This window comes from Kitasatospora sp. UYEF31 (genome assembly GCF_057291755.1).
The window spans coordinates 47,721-62,275 of sequence record NZ_JBXAWK010000040.1 but is presented as its reverse complement, the minus strand read 5'-3'; the positions used below and the strand labels follow the sequence as shown (position 1 = coordinate 62,275).

Genomic DNA, 14,555 nt, shown 5'->3' with positions numbered 1-14,555 from the left:
AGTCCTGGTCCACCTCGCCATAGCGATCGTCCTGGGCGGGACGAACCTGTCCGAGGCCGAGCAACTGGCCCTGCACCAACGCGGGTTGTTCGGCTGAGCACCGACCGGACCTCCGTGACCACAAGTCGCGGTTCTGAGGTGACGGAGGGCCAAGAACCCTGCGGCACCACAAGTAAATGAGATGGGCACAGCGCGGGACCAGGGCGCCCGGCAGGTCTGCAGAATCGAGACCGGCCAGGCACTCGGGCTGTTTGCGGACGGGTGTCGGGATAGGTGCGGAGATCCCAGCCGGGCTCAGGACATCAATCGGGCCAGGCGGATTCGCTTCAAACCCCGCAGCCCGATCAGCACACTTCCCGGGGCCACCTGAAGATCATTCACCGGGAGCGAGCATTCGGCGCCGAAAGAGCCTCCCGGACAAGGGTGTTCACACTAGGTGACCGTTCCTGCGCAGGCCGTCGGAATCGAGGCGGAAGCCCTGTCGATTCGACCGGTTTCGCTCTAGTGTCTGCCTCATTGATACACACTCGACATCTTGTGCACACATGAGGGAGTCGGCTCGTTCAGTGATGTTTGAGCTGATTGATATAAAATCTTCCACAAAGGTACGTTGCGGCGGGCCGCGCGACGTGGCCGCGATCCGATGTCCGGCGCCTGCCGAAGGCTTTGCGGGAACGGTTTCCCAAGACGCGCAGAACACGCTAGGAGTCACGACGTGACCACCATGAACGAGCAGCCCACCCCTCGGGGCACGCCTCTAGGCACATGGCGCCGCGGCCTCAAACAAGAGCGCGCGGTAAGGACCTACACCCAGATCCTGAACGCGGCGGCGGAGGCCTTCGCGCAGCGGGGGTTCTCCGCCGTCACGCTCCAGGACATCGCCAACCAGGCCGGCGTGACCAAAGGCTCGGTGTACTTCCACTACGCCAACAAGGAGGCGGTCGCGGCGGCCGTCACGGAGGAGTACTACGTCCGGCTCGGCGCCTTGGCCGACAAGATCCGGCAGAAGAACGCCCCTCCGCTGGAGACGGTGACCGAGCTGATCACCCGGACGACCGAGGCACTGGGTCACGACAGCACGTTCCAGGCCGCGGTGCGTCTGCAACTGGAGCTGTTCCTGCTCGACACCTGTCTGCCCACGCCGTTCGTGGACTTCATCAAGATCGTCACTGAACTGCTTCAGGAGGCCAGGGAACTGGGACATCTCCCCGCAGGCATGGATCCCGAAACACACGCCCGGGTCCTGGTCTCAGGCTTCCACGGGGCTTTGCAGATCTCCTGGATACTTAACAACTGGTCGGACGTCACCGAACGGGTCCAGGAGATCCTCGCCGCGCTGGTGCCCGATCGCCGCACCTTCCCCCTCCAGGGCTGAAGCCACGACCAGACAGGGGAGTCCGGCAAAGTCCTGACGGGCGTACGGCGGGCCCAAAGGGCGCCGAGGACTCCGCCGGCACCGTAACTCACCCTCTACTTCGGTATCCGTGAACGGGAGAGGCACCCGGCCGGGTACGTGATCCACGGAAATCAGCGAAGTCAGGAGCGTTGACTCCTGACTTCGTTTTTCGTAGCTTGATCCCACAGAGGCCGGCGGCCGAAGGGGATTGCTGTGAGTGCGCACCAGATCGACCCTGCTGAGGAAAACCCTTACCTGCTCGGGGTCTTCGCCCCGGTCCGCGCGGAGGTCACCACCGGGGACCTGGACGTGATCGGCGAGATCCCCCGCGACCTCAACGGCGTCTACCTCCGCAACGGCCCGAACCCGCGGTACGACCCGACCGGGCGCTACCACTGGTTCGACGGCGACGGCATGCTGCACGCGCTGCACTTCGAGAACGGCAAGGCCCGCTACCGGAACCGGTGGGTGCGCACAAAGGCCTTCGAAGCCGAGCGGAAGGCCGGGAACGCACTGTGGTCCGGCGTCATGGAGAACCCGCGGAAGAATCCGTTCGGCAACCACCACGGGCTGAACCTCAAGGACTCCGCGAACACCGACGTGATCGTGCACGCCGGCAAGGCGATCACTGCGTGGTACCTCTGCGGAGACCCCTACAGCGTTGACCCCCTCAGCCTGGAGACCCTCGGGGCCGAGAACTTCCTGGGCACACTCACCGGCGACATGATGGCGCATCAGAAGGTCGATGAGCGTACGGGTGAGATGTTCTGGTTCGACTACGGGCCGCGCCCTCCGTACATGCGCTACGGCGTCGTCGGCGCGGACGGCAAGGTCTCGCACACCACCGACATCGTGCTCCCCGGACCACGGATGCCGCACGACATGGCGATCACCGTGAACCACGCGATCCTCATGGACCTGCCGCTGTACCAGGACCAGGAGGCGGCCAGAGCCGGTCGGCACCGGGTCGTCTTCGACCGCGACATGCCCGCCAGGTTCGGCATCGTCCCGCGCTACGGCGACGGTTCACTGACCCGCTGGTTCGAGGCCAGGCCGTGCTACATCTATCACGTCGTCAACTCCTGGGAGGAGGGCGACGAAGTAGTCCTGGACGTATGCCGGGTGAAGAACCCGCACGCGGCTACGGAGGCGGCGACGCCGCTGGCCCGGATGCTGGCCGTCCTGCGCCTGGACGCGCAGCTGTACCGCTACCGGTTCAACCTCCGTACCGGCGTCACGCTCGAAGGCCCGCTGGACGACGCGAACACCGAGTTCCCATCGGTCGATCTGCGACAGATGGGCTACGGCTCGCGGTACGCGTACAACGTCCACATCTCCCCCGAGAAGACACTGCGCTTCGACGGACTGGTCAAGTACGACACCCAGACCGGCGGCAAGCAGCAGCACATGTTCGGCCCCGGCCGGTGGGGCAGCGAAGCGCCGTTCGCGCCGCGCGACGGTTCCAGCGGAGACGACGACGGCTACCTGGTGACGTTCATCCACGACGAGATCGAGGACCGCTCCGAGTGCGCGGTCTACGACGCGGCGGACATCACGGCGGGGCCGGTGGGCCGGGTGCTGCTACCGCAGCGGGTGCCGTTGGGCTTCCATGGGACGTGGGTGCGGATGGATCAGTTGCGTGGCGGTGCCGCGTGACCCGGGGGTCGAAGGGGGTCGTCCCCCTGGGGAAGAACAGTCATGGGACGTGGGTGCGGATGGATCAGTTGCGTGGCGGTGCCGCGTGACCCGGGGGTCGAAGGGGGTCGTCCCCCTGGGGAAGAACAGTCACGGGACGTGGGTGCGGATGGATCAGTTGGCGCGCCGATGAGTACGTACATCCTGGGTGGCGCGCGGACGGATTTCGCGCGGAACTGGACCAAAGAAGGCCTGGGCCTGGTGGACATGTTCGCCGAAGTGGTCCCGGCCGCTCTCACCGACGCAGGTGTGGACGCCGCCGAAGTCCACGTGGTGCATGTGTCCAATCTCGCCGCCGAACTGTTCAGCGGGCAGGCCCAGTTGGGCGGCCTGGTGGCAGCTGCCGTACCCGGCCTGGAGGGACTGCCGAGCGCCCGGCACGAAGCCGCCTGCGCCTCCGGGTCCGTTGCTGTGCTGGCCGCGGACGCCGAACTCACAGCAGGCCGCTACGACGTCGCCGTGATCGTCGGCGTCGAGCTGATGCGCAATGTGTCCGCACAGCGCGGCGCGGAGTTCCTCGGCAGTGCCGCCTGGGCCGGACGGGAGGCCGTCGGGGCCGCGTTCCCCTGGCCGTCGCTGTTCGCCGACGTAGCGGCGGCCTACGCGGACCGGTACGGGAACCTCGACACAGCGGTCCTCGGCGGGTTCGCGGAACAGGCTTTCGCCAAGGGCCGGAGTAATCCGTACGCCCAGACCCGGAGTTGGGACTTCCCGGCAGGCTCCTTCGGCGCGGACGACACCCTGAATCCGCTCGTCGAGGGGCGGCTGCGGAAGACCGACTGCGGGCGGATCACTGACGGGGCGGCGGCGATTGTCCTCGCTTCGCCGGAGTACGCGCGGCAGTGGGCGGTCAGACGAGGCGTCAGAATCGCGGCCGTTCCGGCGATCCAGGGATTCGGGCACCGTACGGCGACCATGTTGCTGGCGGACAAACTCAAAGCCAGGGACCCGGACGGCTACCTGTTCCCGCACCTGCGCGGGACGGTCACCGACGCCTGGCGGCGGGCCGGGATCGACGGTCCGGGAGACCTCGACGTGGTGGAGATGCACGACTGCTTCACCGTCACGGGGGTCGTGGCCTCCGAGCACTTGGGCCTCGCCGCACCGGGCACCTTCAAGCAACTCCCGGACAGTCCGGTGGTCAACCCCGGCGGTGGTCTGCTCGCCGACGGGCATCCGGTGGGGGCCACCGGCGTCCGGATGATTCTGGACGCGGCGCGGCAGGTCAGCGGCACTGCGGGGCCCACCCAGGTCGAAGGCGTACGCCGGGCGATGACACTCAACGTCGGCGGTTCCTTCACCACGGTGGTCGCGACGGTAGTGGGCACCGATGACTGAAGCCTTCATCATCGACGCGGTACGCACCCCGCGTGGCCGGGCTGGAAGTAAGGGGTCGTTGGCCTCGGTCACACCACTGGCCCTGCTTGAGACGGTCCTTGCGGCCTTGGTCGACCGTACGGGAATTGATCCTGGTCTGATCGAGGAAGTCGTCGTCGGCAGCGCGGGCCAGGTCGGCGAACAGGGCGCAAATCTGGCCCGTACGGCGGTTCTCACACTTGGCTGGCCGGTGACTGTGCCGGGCCTGTCGGTCAACCGCTTCTGTAGTTCAGGCCTCGACGCACTGGCCATCGCCACCGCGCTGGTGCGGTCCGGGCAGGTGAAAGTGGCCGTCGCAGCCGGGGTCGAGTCGGTGTCGCGGGTGCCCATGTTCTCCGACGGCGGGCCACTGTGGAGTGATCCACAGGTTGTGGAAAAGCTCGGATCAGTACACATGGGTGTGGCGGCGGACACGGTCGCGACCGAACTCGGCTACGAGAAAGTCGAGTTGGACGCGTACGGGCTGCGGACACAGCTGCGTGCGGCGCAGGCGTGGAAGGACGGCTTCTACGCCCGGTCGGTGATTCCGGTGACCGGTGCTGTGGGTGAAGTCCTTCTCGACCACGACGAGCTGGTCAGGGCCGGGACGACCGCCGAGAGCCTGGCGGCACTCGAACCGTCCTTCGCCGGACTCGGCGCAGACGGGCAGGACGCCCTGGTTCTGCGGCACTTGCCGCACCTCGGAGCCGTAAGGCATCTGCACACCATCGGGACCTCGCCATCGCTGGCGGACGCCGCCGGGGCGGTCCTGGTGGTGAGCGAGCGGATCGCCGGGCAGCTCAACCCCCGCGCCAGGGTGGTCGGTTCGTCTTCCGCTGGGAGCGATCCGGTGCGGATGCTCCTCGCGGGCCAGTTCGCGGTGGAAAAGCTGCTGCACCGCGAGGGTCTGGCCCCGGACGCCCTCGACGTGGTGGAGTTCGCGGAAGCGTTCTCCGCGCTCTGCCTGAAGATCCAGCGCGAACTCGGCTTCGACGACGCCCGGTTCAACGTGAACGGGGGAACCATCGCGATGGGCCACGCCTTCGGCGCGACCGGCATCGCGCTGACAGCCGGGCTCATCGATGAACTGGCGAAGCGAAACGGCCGGTTCGGCATCGCTGCGGTCAGCGGCGCGGCCGGCTCCGGTGCGGCATTGCTCCTTGAACGGATCTGAGGTCCCTGAACAGATCTGAGGTCCCTGAACAGATCCGAGCTCCTTGAACAGATCTGAGGTGCTCCGCAGTGACGGTCTTGGACCGTTCCAGGGCACGGAACGCCAGGCAAAATCCCGCATCGTCACCAGGGCCGCCATCGCGAAGGGAACCAACCATGGGACTGCATCCGCCCGAGCGCGTCACCGAGTACACAGCGAAGGGCTGGTGGTCCGACGAAACCATCGACGGGGTGCTGCGGGACCGGGTGGCGGTCAATCCTGACCGGGTCGCCGTTGTCGATCCGCCCAACAGCCTGGACCTGACCGGCCGTCCGCCCCAGCGCTGGACCTGGCGGGAACTGGACGACCAGGCCGACCGGTTCGCCGCCGTCCTGCTCGCGCACGGGGTCCGCAAGGGTGATGTCGTCGCCGTGCAGCTGCCCAACGGCGTGGAGATCACCCAGGTCTTCTTCGCCGCGATCCGGATCGGCGCGGTAATCACGCCGCTGCCGGTGCAGTACCGCGAATATGAGATCACCGAGTTGACCGGTCGGGCGCGGCCGAAGGTCTTTGTGACCAGCACCCGGATCGGCGATCGCGAGAATGCGGCGATCATCGCCGGACTCCGGCTGCCGGGCGTCGAGCATGTCCTGGCCTGGGGTCCTGACGTACCGTCCGATGTCGTCGACATCGACACCGCGCAGACTGCGCCGGATGAGCCGGCCGCCTATCTCGCGGACTTCACCGTCGACCCGAACGACGCGGTGACGATCTGCTGGACGTCGGGAACCGAAGCCACACCCAAGGGAGTTCCACGCTGCCACTACGACTGGCTGGCGATCGCCTGGGCTACGTACGACGCGATGGAGATCGGCGAAGAAGACGTCCTCCTCAACCCTTTCCCGATGACCAACATGGCCGGGATCGGCGGGATGTTCCTGGTATGGCTGCGGGCCGGCTGCACGTTCGTCCAGCACCATCCGTTCGATCTCCCGGTCTACCTCCGGCAGATCGCCGGCGAGGGCGTCACCCACACCATCGCTCCCCCGGCGATCCTGACGATGCTGCTCCAGCGCGAAGAAATCTTGAGTGAAACCGACATCTCAACCCTGCGGATGGTCGGCTCGGGTTCCGCACCGCTGCCTCCGTCGATGGTCCGGGGCTGGCAGGAGAAGTACGGGGTGAAAATCCTGAACTTCTTCGGCTCGAACGAGGGGACTTCGCTACTGAGCGCCCCCGCCGACATGCCCGATCCGGACGACCGCGCACGGTACTTCCCACGGTACGGAGCCGAAGGCGTCGAATGGCGCAGCCGGGTAGCGCACTGGGTGTCGGTGAAGCTGGTCGACCCGGCCAGCGGCAAGGAGCTTGTCGACTCCGGCCTTCCCGGCGAGCTGGTCATCAAAGGCCCCACGGTCATCGCCCGCTATCTGGAGACCCCGGCACTCGACGCGGACGGCTGGTTCCACACCGGCGATCTGTTCGAAATCGCCGGTGTGCAACGCCAGTTCCTGCGGTACGTGGACCGCGGCAAGGACATTGTCGTGCGGGGCGGCATGAACATCGCCCCGGCGGAGCTGGAGGCACTGCTCGCCGGGTGCCCGGACGTCGCCGATGTGGCGGTGGTCGGCTACCCGGACCCGGTGATGGGCGAGAAGGTCTGCGCTGTAGTCGTCCCGGAGCCGGGCAGCGCAGTCACGCTGGACGATCTGACGGAGTATCTGCGGGACCGTCACATCGCCTCGTTCAAACTCCCCGAGCGGATCGAGATCGTCGCCGCGCTGCCGCGCAACCCCGTCGGCAAGGTGCTCAAGCGGGATCTGCGGAAGAAGCTCAGCGCATGAGCCTGGAAGTCTCCCTCGGCCTGTGGCAGGACCGCCCCGCGCACGAGGTCCTCCGTACGGCCGAACTCGCCGACGAACTCGGCTACCGGCGGCTCTGGGTCGGCGAGATGGCGACGTATGACGCGTTCGCCCTCGCCACCGCGATCGGTCTGAGGACGCGTCACATCGGTTTGACGGTCGGGCCGTTGGCGGTGACGGTGCGTGATCCGGCGATGATCGCGATGGGCGCGGCCTCGGTGGCGGACCTGACGGGCCGGGACGTCGAGGTCGCACTGGGCACGTCCAGTCCCGTGGTGGTGTCGCAGTGGCACGGGCGCTCCCTGGACCGCCCGGCGGCGGCACTGGCCGCTTCGGCGCAGGCAGTACGGCAGTTGCTCGACGGGTCCAAAGCCGAAGCCGACGGGCCCGGCGTACGGACATCCGGCTACCGGCTGCGGTTGCCCGCGCCGAAGTGCCCGTTGGTGCTGGCCGCGTTCGGCCCGGCGGCCGTGCGCGCCGCAGCCCGGCACGGGGACCGGATGGTGGTGAACCTCACGGGTCCGCGCACAGCGGGTCAGTTGGCTGCGGCGTACCGCGGCGCCGGCGGGACCGGCCGGGTCGCGGCATGGGTCTGCGCGGCGGTCGATCCGGGCCCGCAGGCCCTGGAGCAGCTGCGGCGCGGTCTGGTCGGCTACCTGGCCGCTCCCGGTTATGCGGAGATGTTCCAGCGGGACGGCTTCGGGGAGCTCGTCGCGTACGCGCGGACCCGTCCGCATCCGCGGGACTTGCTCGCGGAGATTCCGGCCGAGCTGGTAGCCGCGGTGGGGCTCATCGGCTCCGCGGCGCAGGTCCGCGCCCGTATCGCGGAGTACCAGGCGGCAGGCGTGGACGACATCGTGCTGGTGCCGTCGGCCACGGATGAGGATCCGGCAGGCGGGCACACGCTCAGCAGCCTGCGTTGACCACTGGGTTCCGGCGGGGGATGAGGGGGAATGCGGAGGAAATACCGTGGTCCGGGCCGGAATTCCGGACGAAGCCAATGATCAATGCGGGAGTGTGAAAGCAACCCCGACGCGATCCAGGAAGCACCCGCACCGGCCGCAGCGCAGCCCCGGAGCCAGCGGACCACCGCACACCGCGTGCTCCAGTCGCACCCGCGGCGGCCGGCCGCGGCCCAGCCAGTGGTCGGACCAGTCGACCAGCAGCGCGATCACCGGGAAGAACGCCCGGCCCTTGGCGGTCAGCCGGTAGGCGACCGCGTCGGAGCGGGTCGTCGCGGGCCCGGTCGCCAGGACGCCGATCAAGGTCATCCTGGCCAGCCGGTCGCTGAGGACGCTGGGCCGGATGCCCAACTCCCGCTCCAGATCGGAGAAGTGACGGACCCCCAGGAACGCCGACGCGAGGATGGCGGTCGCCCACCGCTCGCCGAGGAGTTCCATCGTCTCGGGGAAGAACTGCAGCGGATCGGCGGCTGCCCGCTGCCGGCTTTTGCTGCGGTGCCGCCGCTGCGGGGTGCTGCGGCCGATCGGCTCGTGTGGTTCGGCCCGGACGGTCGCCACCTCGTGCACGGTGACGGCCCGGCCGCAGCTCCCGCAGCCGAGCTCCGGCACGGTGGGCCGCCCGCAGTCGAGGTGCCGCAGCTCCGGCAGTCCGCCGTCACGGCCCGGGACGAACTCCCGCTCCCACGCCCACACGGCGACCAGGAGCGACCACAGGGCGAGTCCGCTGTCCATCAGGCGGTACTCGTGGCGGGTCCGGCCGCCCTCCCGGTAGGGCCGCTGCGCCAGCACTCCGGCGGCGGTCAGTGTCCGCAGCCGGTCGGCGAGGACCGCGTCGGATATCCCCAAGCGGGCTTTGATCTCCGCATAGCGGCGTACCCGCAGGAAGACGCTCTGGCAGATCAGCAGCGTCCACTCGTCGCCGAGCAGGTCAAGGCCTTCGGCGAGGGAGGAACCCGGAGTGGTGGTGGCGACGGCGGTGTTCACGATGTGCCTAGTGTCCCAGCCCGGCCGCCCAACGTGTCGATCATGTACAAAACACCCCTCCAGAGCTCGTTAACGGGGATTTTGTCCATGCCCGGTGCGCTGGACGGGCAGAAAGACAGGAGGTCCCCCACCCTGGCGGGCGGGGGACCTCCTACGTCAAATCCGTACTGCCTAGTCCTTCGTCAGATCCGGACCGGAGCCTGCGGCCTCGATCGGCACGACGTCCGGCACAACGGACTTCTGCTCGCCGACGAAGGTGAACTTCTCATCCTCGCCCTCACCCTCGGTGTCGATCACGACGACCGAACCGGAGCGCAGCTCGCCGAACAGGATCTTCTCGGACAGGTGGTCCTCGATCTCCCGCTGGATCGTGCGCCGCAGCGGACGCGCGCCGAGCAGCGGGTCGTATCCGCGCTTGGCGAGCAGGCTCTTGGCCTTGGGACGGAGCTCGAGGCCCATGTCCCGGTCCTTGAGCCGGTCGTCCACCTTGGCGATCATGAGGTCGACGATCTGGATGATGTCTTCCTCGGTCAGCTGGTGGAAGACCACCGTGTCGTCGACACGGTTGAGGAACTCGGGCCGGAAGTGCTGCTTGAGCTCGTCGTTGACCTTGGACTTCATCCGGTCGTAGCCGGACTTGACGTCCGAGTTGCCGGTGAAGCCCAGGCCGAAGCCCTTGGAGATGTCCCGGGTGCCGAGGTTGGTCGTCATGATGATGACGGTGTTCTTGAAGTCCACGACCCGGCCCTGGGAGTCGGTCAGCCGACCGTCTTCCAGGATCTGGAGCAGCGAGTTGAAGATGTCCGGGTGGGCCTTCTCGACCTCGTCGAACAGCACGACGGAGAACGGCTTGCGGCGCACCTTCTCGGTGAGCTGGCCACCCTCTTCGTAGCCGACGTAGCCGGGAGGCGAACCGAACAGCCGCGACACGGTGTGCTTCTCGCTGAACTCCGACATGTCGAGGGAGATCAGTGCGTCCTCGTCGCCGAAGAGGAACGCCGCGAGTGTCTTGGACAGCTCCGTCTTACCGACACCGGACGGGCCGGCGAAGATGAACGAGCCACCCGGGCGCTTCGGGTCCTTGAGACCCGCACGCGTCCGGCGGATGGCCTGGGAGAGCGCGTGGATCGCGTCCTTCTGGCCGATGACCCGCTGGTGGAGCTCGTCCTCCATGCGGAGCAGCCGGGCGGACTCCTCCTCGGTGAGCTTGAAGACGGGGATGCCGGTGGCGGTGGACAGCACTTCGGCGATGAGTTCCTCATCGACCTCCGCGACGACGTCCATGTCGCCGGCCTTCCACTCCTTCTCGCGCTTGGCCTTGGCCGCGAGCAGGGTCTTCTCGTTGTCCCGCAGCGACGCGGCCTTCTCGAAGTCCTGCGCGTCGATCGCGGACTCCTTGTCCCGGCGGACGTTCGCGATCTTCTCGTCGAACTCGCGGAGGTCCGGCGGCGCGGTCATGCGGCGGATGCGCATGCGCGAGCCGGCCTCGTCGATGAGGTCGATCGCCTTGTCCGGCAGGAACCGGTCCGAGATGTAGCGGTCGGCCAGGGTTGCGGCGGCGACCAGGGCTGCGTCGGTGATCGAGACCCGGTGGTGCGCCTCGTACCGGTCGCGCAGACCCTTGAGGATCTCGATGGTGTGCTGCAGCGACGGCTCCGCGACCTGGATGGGCTGGAAGCGGCGCTCGAGAGCGGCGTCCTTCTCCAGGTGCTTGCGGTACTCGTCGAGCGTGGTGGCGCCGATGGTCTGGAGCTCACCGCGGGCCAGCATCGGCTTGAGGATGCTCGCGGCGTCGATCGCGCCCTCGGCGGCACCCGCACCCACCAGGGTGTGGAGCTCGTCGATGAACAGGATGATGTCGCCGCGGGTGCGGATCTCCTTGAGGACCTTCTTCAGGCGCTCTTCGAAGTCACCGCGGTAGCGGGAGCCGGCCACCAGCGCGCCGAGGTCAAGCGTGTAGAGCTGCTTGTCCTTGAGCGTCTCGGGCACCTCACCCTTGACGATCGCCTGGGCCAGGCCCTCGACGACGGCCGTCTTGCCGACGCCGGGCTCGCCGATGAGCACCGGGTTGTTCTTCGTACGGCGGGACAGCACCTGCATGACCCGCTCGATCTCCTTCTCGCGCCCGATGACCGGGTCGAGCTTGGATTCGCGGGCCGCCTGGGTGAGGTTGCGGCCGAACTGGTCCAGGACGAGGGACGTGGAGGGGGTGCCCTCGGTGCCCGCGCCGCCCGGAGCCGTGGGCTCCTTGCCGCCGGAGTAGCCGGAAAGGAGCTGGATGACCTGCTGGCGGACCCGGTTGAGGTCAGCGCCCAGCTTCACCAGGACCTGGGCTGCGACGCCCTCGCCCTCGCGGATCAAGCCGAGCAGGATGTGCTCGGTACCGATGTAGTTGTGGCCGAGCTGGAGGGCCTCGCGGAGCGAAAGCTCCAGGACCTTCTTCGCCCGCGGGGTGAAGGGGATGTGACCGGACGGGGCCTGCTGGCCCTGCCCGATGATCTCCTCGACCTGCTGACGGACCGCCTCGAGCGAAATCCCGAGACTCTCCAGGGCCTTAGCGGCGACACCTTCACCCTCGTGGATCAATCCCAGGAGGATGTGCTCGGTGCCGATGTAGTTGTGGTTGAGCATCCGGGCTTCTTCCTGAGCCAGGACGACAACCCGCCGCGCGCGGTCGGTGAACCTCTCGAACATCGCTATCGCTCCTCAGAGCGGTCGTGCAGATCGGGGACGGTCCCCTCACTGTCCTTCCGCATGCTAGTCCCGCTTACGGAACCGCTCATTCGTCGTGGCCAAGAAGTGCAGCGCCCGGAGACTGCGGCACCGCACCTGACACCTATCCAACCTTGATGGTGCGAGACGATGTTCCCGCAGAGCACCCACAGGACCCGATTCCGTCTACGCCAGAAGCGAACGCGGTCCGCATCCGGGTGGTTTTCGGGTGATCGGGCACATGGGCACTGCCCGATTCGGCGCCTTTGTCTGCGATCGTCCGACTCCCCTCGGTCTCCGTTTCATACCCAGACCACCACGCGCTGTATACCGGCCGGACACTGCGTGACTGAAGGATCTTGTGACGGCCTGCTGAAGGATCTCGTGGCGGCCCTTCGAAGGATCCGGTGACCGCCCACTGCAAGGATCTTGTGACGATCCGTAACCTCACTGTCCGCCACCGGGTTGAGCACTGCGTGGCAACCACGCTCCTGTTCGCCCCGTTGAACGCACCCGTCACGCCAGGCCCTTCGGATGAAGCGCACTGGTACGTCCGGGCGCTCGGCTGGCCGGTGCTGTGCCGGACAGCCGACGGCCGTGACGTCGCCAGCACCGATCCCGCACTCGTCGCCGCCGGCCGGGCAGCTGATCCGCAGGCCCCTGTGCGGCTGGCCACCGGGGTCCGCTTCGATGTGCTCGACGTCCCCGGCACAGCCGGGGTGCGGGCACTGCGCAGGATCCTGGCCGCCGGTCTGCCCCCTGGCCCCGTGGCCGCCACCACAGCGGGCCGACTGCAGTTCCTGGTCGAACCTGGCACCGCGGAGGACCTGCCGGCACTGCTCGACTGGCTGGATTGGACGGGGCTCAACCTCGATCTGCAGGCGTACGGCGGCGGAGACTCGATCGCCGCGCCTTCCCCCTGGCCGGCCACCTGGCGGGCGCCCTGGCCGCGCTCCTGGGAGGCGGCCCGCTGGCTGCGCGCGCCGGACAGGACGGCCCCGGGACCGCAGGACCGGCTGACGCTCACCCGGCTCGTCGGCGTGATCGCCGACGCGTGTCAGCAGACCCGGCTGCGGCGACCCGCAGCCCGCGGACCGCTGCGTTCCGTCGGCCGCTGCTCCGGCAATTGACATCGCCGACCGGGAGAGCCCGCACGGCTTTGTCGACAAACCAACCCGTATGCAGTTGAGCCCCACGGAAGTCAAAGAAAGCGACAAATCCGACAAGAAGGGTGGCCTTCCGCAGGAATCCCGCAAATGCCGGATTCCCGAGGACGACCACCCTTACTTGAGAGATCAGGCGTGGGCCTTGTCGTAGGACTCACGGATGTTCGCCGGAACGCGCCCGCGGTCGTTGACCTCGTACCCGTTCTCCTTGGCCCACTTGCGGACCAGCGCCGTGTCGTTCGGGGCGCCGACGACCCGACCGGGACCGCGGACGCCGCGGCGCCCCATGCCCCGGCCGACGCCTGCGACCTTGCGACCGGCCTCGACGTACGTAGCCAGCGCCTTACGGAGATCCTCCGCACGATCCGCGCTCAGGTCGATCTCATACGAGACGCCGTCGAGAGCGAACGTGACCGTCTCGTCGGCCTTGCCGCCGTCGATGTCGTCGACAAGAAGAATCTGGACCTTCTGTGCCACAGTTTTCCCTTTCCTCGGGATCGCTCACCGTACAACCATGAAAAGGAAACCGCTTTTTCCGGAAAAACTCAAACCCGGGAGGAGATCCGGTCCGATCGGAACATCCCCGCAACACGGACTGTGGGCGCAAATCATCACCACTCGAGCACCGATCCGGCCATGAACCGTTACAGATGCAGGAGCATACGAGTGTTGCCGAGCGTGTTCGGTTTCACCCGTTCCAGGTCGAGAAACTCCGCGACACCTTCGTCGTACGAGCGCAGGAGTTCGGCATACACATCAGGATCGACGGGAGTCGCTTCGATCTCCGTGAAGCCGTGCTTGGCGAAGAAGGGCACTTCGAAGGTCAGACAGAATATCCGCCGGACACCCAACCAGCGGGCTGTCTCCAGAAGTTTCCCCAGGAGCCGGTGACCGACTCCGTGTCCGCGGCAGGCCGGGTCGACCGCGAGGGTGCGGACCTCGGCCAGGTCCTCCCACATCACGTGCAGGGCGCCGCAGGCGACGACCAGACCATCCATGTCGCGTTCGGCCACCCAGAACTCCTGGATGTCCTCGAACAGCGTGACCGTGGGCTTGTTGAGCAGGATCCGATCGCCGGCATAGCCGTCGACCAGCCGTCGCACTGCCTTCACGTCGGACGTCCTGGCACGCCGGATGGTGACCTCCATGACCGCAGACGCTATCGCGGTCGCCCGCCGACAGGTCGGCCGACCCGCCTCACCCGGTTGCCCGCCCGCGTTACCCACCCGCGATACCCGCACCGTCGCGATGTCGCGATGTCGCCGGAGT

General features: G+C 67.5%; 11 protein-coding genes. 7 read left to right on the top strand and 4 right to left on the bottom strand.

Annotated elements, in window-relative coordinates; translation table 11 throughout:
- Positions 1-724 precede the first annotated feature (724 nt).
- The 6 genes from AC0Z36_RS19925 (at position 725) to AC0Z36_RS19900 (ending at position 8,385) form a co-directional block, all read left to right on the top strand.
- On the top strand, positions 725-1,375 hold the full coding sequence (locus tag AC0Z36_RS19925) for a ScbR family autoregulator-binding transcription factor (protein WP_485464315.1): 651 nt from the start codon (positions 725-727) through the stop codon (positions 1,373-1,375).
- A 234-nt stretch (positions 1,376-1,609) separates the two neighbouring features.
- Positions 1,610-3,052 (top strand): carotenoid oxygenase family protein, encoded by a 1,443-nt coding sequence (locus AC0Z36_RS19920; RefSeq protein WP_485464310.1) that lies wholly within the window; start codon positions 1,610-1,612, stop codon positions 3,050-3,052.
- Between the two features lie 168 nt (positions 3,053-3,220).
- A complete protein-coding gene (locus AC0Z36_RS19915) occupies positions 3,221-4,429 on the top strand; it encodes an acetyl-CoA acetyltransferase (RefSeq protein WP_485464309.1) in 1,209 nt (402 codons plus the stop codon).
- Positions 4,422-5,621 carry an acetyl-CoA C-acyltransferase gene (locus AC0Z36_RS19910; RefSeq protein WP_485464308.1) on the top strand — a complete coding sequence of 400 codons (1,200 nt, stop codon included), beginning with the start codon at positions 4,422-4,424 and terminating at the stop codon, positions 5,619-5,621. Before AC0Z36_RS19915 ends, AC0Z36_RS19910 begins: the two co-directional genes overlap by 8 nt.
- A gap of 155 nt (positions 5,622-5,776) precedes the next feature.
- The gene (locus AC0Z36_RS19905; protein WP_485464307.1) at positions 5,777-7,444 is read left to right on the top strand and encodes a class I adenylate-forming enzyme family protein; all 1,668 of its coding nucleotides are present in this window, start codon (positions 5,777-5,779) and stop codon (positions 7,442-7,444) included.
- Entirely contained in the window at positions 7,441-8,385 is a 945-nt protein-coding gene (locus AC0Z36_RS19900; RefSeq protein WP_485464306.1) for an LLM class F420-dependent oxidoreductase, read from the top strand. Before AC0Z36_RS19905 ends, AC0Z36_RS19900 begins: the two co-directional genes overlap by 4 nt.
- A gap of 81 nt (positions 8,386-8,466) precedes the next feature.
- On the opposite strand, the gene AC0Z36_RS19895 is transcribed toward AC0Z36_RS19900, so the two are convergent.
- Together AC0Z36_RS19895 and AC0Z36_RS19890 are read right to left on the bottom strand one after the other, a co-directional pair.
- Complete coding sequence (locus tag AC0Z36_RS19895; protein WP_485464305.1) at positions 8,467-9,408, bottom strand: winged helix-turn-helix transcriptional regulator; 942 nt, start codon at positions 9,406-9,408, stop codon at positions 8,467-8,469.
- 171 nt (positions 9,409-9,579) lie between these two features.
- Positions 9,580-12,102 carry an ATP-dependent Clp protease ATP-binding subunit gene (locus AC0Z36_RS19890; protein WP_485464304.1) on the bottom strand — a complete coding sequence of 841 codons (2,523 nt, stop codon included), beginning with the start codon at positions 12,100-12,102 and terminating at the stop codon, positions 9,580-9,582.
- A gap of 494 nt (positions 12,103-12,596) precedes the next feature.
- On the opposite strand from AC0Z36_RS19890, the gene AC0Z36_RS19885 reads away from it, so the two are divergent.
- Entirely contained in the window at positions 12,597-13,250 is a 654-nt protein-coding gene (locus AC0Z36_RS19885; protein WP_485464303.1) for a bifunctional DNA primase/polymerase, read from the top strand.
- A gap of 165 nt (positions 13,251-13,415) precedes the next feature.
- Here AC0Z36_RS19885 and AC0Z36_RS19880 read toward each other — a convergent pair whose 3' ends face one another.
- Both AC0Z36_RS19880 and AC0Z36_RS19875 read right to left on the bottom strand, forming a co-directional pair.
- Entirely contained in the window at positions 13,416-13,763 is a 348-nt protein-coding gene (locus AC0Z36_RS19880) for a histone-like nucleoid-structuring protein Lsr2 (protein WP_485464302.1), read from the bottom strand.
- Positions 13,764-13,930: 167 nt separating this feature from the next.
- Positions 13,931-14,434 (bottom strand): amino-acid N-acetyltransferase, encoded by a 504-nt coding sequence (locus AC0Z36_RS19875; protein ID WP_485464301.1) that lies wholly within the window; start codon positions 14,432-14,434, stop codon positions 13,931-13,933.
- Positions 14,435-14,555: the final 121 nt, after the last annotated feature.